A 2,149-nucleotide genomic window follows, 5' to 3' on the forward strand; every position below is an offset into this window, starting at 1 on the left:
AGCGGCCTTGCCGGCGCTGGGCAACAGCTTGGAGGCGCTGCATATCGCGCAGATCGGCTTCGCCCACGCATTTGCTTTATTGACGCTGGCGGCGGCTGCAATCGCCGCCGTGTCGGGCGTGTTGCTGTTCAAATTGATGGGCAGCCGCAAGAGTGCAGTCGTTGACGCACTACCTGTTTGAAAGAGGGAATTCACATGACATCCATGCAATCCAAAGAGTTACGGAAACGTTCGTTCTTCGCCACGCTGGCGGCGGTGTTCTGGTCCTTCGCGGGACTGCGCCGCCTCGCCGATTACGAGAAGGACGCGACCTCGTTCAATCCGTTTTATGTCATCGGCGCCGGTGCGGTCGGCGTCGGCATTTTCATCGCGGTGCTGCTGGTCGTGGTGAAGATGGCGGTCGCCTAGCAAGTGGCCCGTCAAGCTTGCGTTCACGTTGTTTTTTTGAGGGAGTATTGCCATGGACAACAAATCCGTACAGCACTTCTTGCGCACCTACGGCAGGGCCGGCAGCGGCAGTGGCGCGGTGCTCCATCGCCAGCGCGCATCGGCGTTCATACTGGCGACCCTGTTGATGTTCTCATTCGCCACCCACATGGCGGAACTGGACACGGCGCTGCTGCGCATGCTGGCGCAGCTCGGGACCGATTGCGTGTGGTGCTCCGTGACGCCGTACTAAGTTTATGAGGATAGCGACCGCAGGAACACCCAGGGATAAATCCCGCGGTCGTGCCCGTCGCTGAACACCAGCTGGACGCCATATTCGCCCACCGGACGGATATCGGCCAGTTGGATATCATCCTGCACCGGCAACGCCTCGCCTGAATTGCGGCGAATGGTTTTGCAATCCGCACACTGGCATTGCCCGCGCAACAAGGCATGCGCCAACGCCTGTTGTGCGCCGTCATCCCAGGCGACATGCAGCGTGGCCGAAGGCTTGTGGTTGCGGAGGCTGAGCGGATGAGCCATGGAGTTTCCCTGTGGACTTCAGACCGCAAGGCGGATCTGTTCCAGCGCCAGCCGGACCGCCTTGCGCACTTCGGGGTCGCCATCCTGCTCCGCTTCCAGCAAGGCCGGCAAGGCCGACGCGTCGCGGATCTCGCCGAGCGCCAGCGCCGCTTCCTTGCGCAGGTTGCTGATCTCGTGACGCAAGGTCGCCAGCAACGGGGCGATCGCCTCCTTGCTGCGCAGCCTTCCGAGACTGCGTGTGGCGCGCAATCGCACTTGCCAGTAGGCATCCTCCAACGCCGTAATCAATTCTGCCGTGGCCGCCGCCAGGCGCAGTTTGCCGAGCGTGGTCGCGGCTTCTTCGCGCACCTGCCAGGCGGCGTCGCGCAAGGCCGACAGCAAGGCCGGCAAGACGCTTTCATCGGTGCAGAAGCCGAGCGCGCCGGTTGCCGCGCGCCGCACTTCCGGATCGCTGTCGTTCGCAGCCAGTTGCATGATGGGCGCCAGCGCGCGGACTTGCTTCAGATAACCGAGCACCGAAATGGCTTCGCGTCGCACCGATGCATCGGCGTGATCCAACGCCGTCAGCGCCGGCTCCAGACTGTCGGGTACGCGCAGCTCGCGCAAGGCGCGCAGGATCGCGACGCGCACGAAAGGACGCTCATCCTGCGCATGCGGCAACAGCAATTCCGCCGAGGCCGGGTCTTTCAATTCGCTCAGCGCGTGGGCGGCGGCTTCGCGCACTTCGGTGTCTTCGTCGGTCAGCAGCACGATCAGGCCGGCGACGCTGTCGTCGCTTTCAAAGGCCTCCAGCGCGCGCGCCGCTTCCAGCCGCACCTCGGGAGAAGGATCGCCGAGCGCCTCGACCAGCAACGGCGCATGTTCATCGCCGGCGACGTCGATCAGGTCCAGGATGGCGATGCGGCGCACCGCACTGTCGGGGTCGCGCAGACGCGCGCGGAATTGCCCGATGCCGTCGTCGGGGTTGAAAGAGGTGTTGATGTTGATGACTGCGCTCACTGCGTTTCCTTAAATGGCGAATTGAATATGGGTCAGGTCGGGCGCGCCCAGCGGGCTCAGCCGTTCCAGCGGAACCACCCGGGTTTCGGGATGGAGCAGGGCGAGGCAGTGCCGTTTTAGTTCAGTGAATTCGCGCGAGAGAGAGAGAGAGAAGTCCAGTTTGATTTCCTCGATGATGCGC

The 2,149-nt window shown here is 63.3% G+C and carries 4 protein-coding genes and 1 pseudogene; 3 read left to right on the top strand and 2 right to left on the bottom strand.

From position 1 onward, the window contains the following. The 3 genes and pseudogenes from HLUSI_RS27815 to HLUSI_RS0109325 all read left to right on the top strand — a co-directional run. Positions 1–181: pseudogene (locus HLUSI_RS27815) on the top strand (MFS transporter); the annotation flags it as partial. A gap of 14 nt (positions 182–195) precedes the next feature. Then, complete coding sequence (locus HLUSI_RS0109320) at positions 196–408, top strand: DUF2970 domain-containing protein (protein ID WP_029363319.1); 213 nt, start codon at positions 196–198, stop codon at positions 406–408. A 52-nt stretch (positions 409–460) separates the two neighbouring features. Further along, a complete protein-coding gene (locus tag HLUSI_RS0109325) occupies positions 461–679 on the top strand; it encodes a hypothetical protein (protein ID WP_016833712.1) in 219 nt (72 codons plus the stop codon). A 2-nt stretch (positions 680–681) separates the two neighbouring features. Here the strand turns inward: HLUSI_RS0109325 and HLUSI_RS0109330 are convergent, their stop codons facing one another. Further along, complete coding sequence (locus HLUSI_RS0109330; RefSeq protein WP_016833713.1) at positions 682–969, bottom strand: gamma-butyrobetaine hydroxylase-like domain-containing protein; 288 nt, start codon at positions 967–969, stop codon at positions 682–684. Positions 970–987: 18 nt separating this feature from the next. Then, a complete protein-coding gene (locus HLUSI_RS0109335) occupies positions 988–1,968 on the bottom strand; it encodes a HEAT repeat domain-containing protein (protein WP_016833714.1) in 981 nt (326 codons plus the stop codon). Positions 1,969–2,149 lie beyond the last annotated feature (181 nt).

Origin of the sequence: Herbaspirillum lusitanum P6-12 (assembly GCF_000256565.1) — a bacterium.
GTDB classification, from domain to species: domain Bacteria; phylum Pseudomonadota; class Gammaproteobacteria; order Burkholderiales; family Burkholderiaceae_D; genus Herbaspirillum; species Herbaspirillum lusitanum.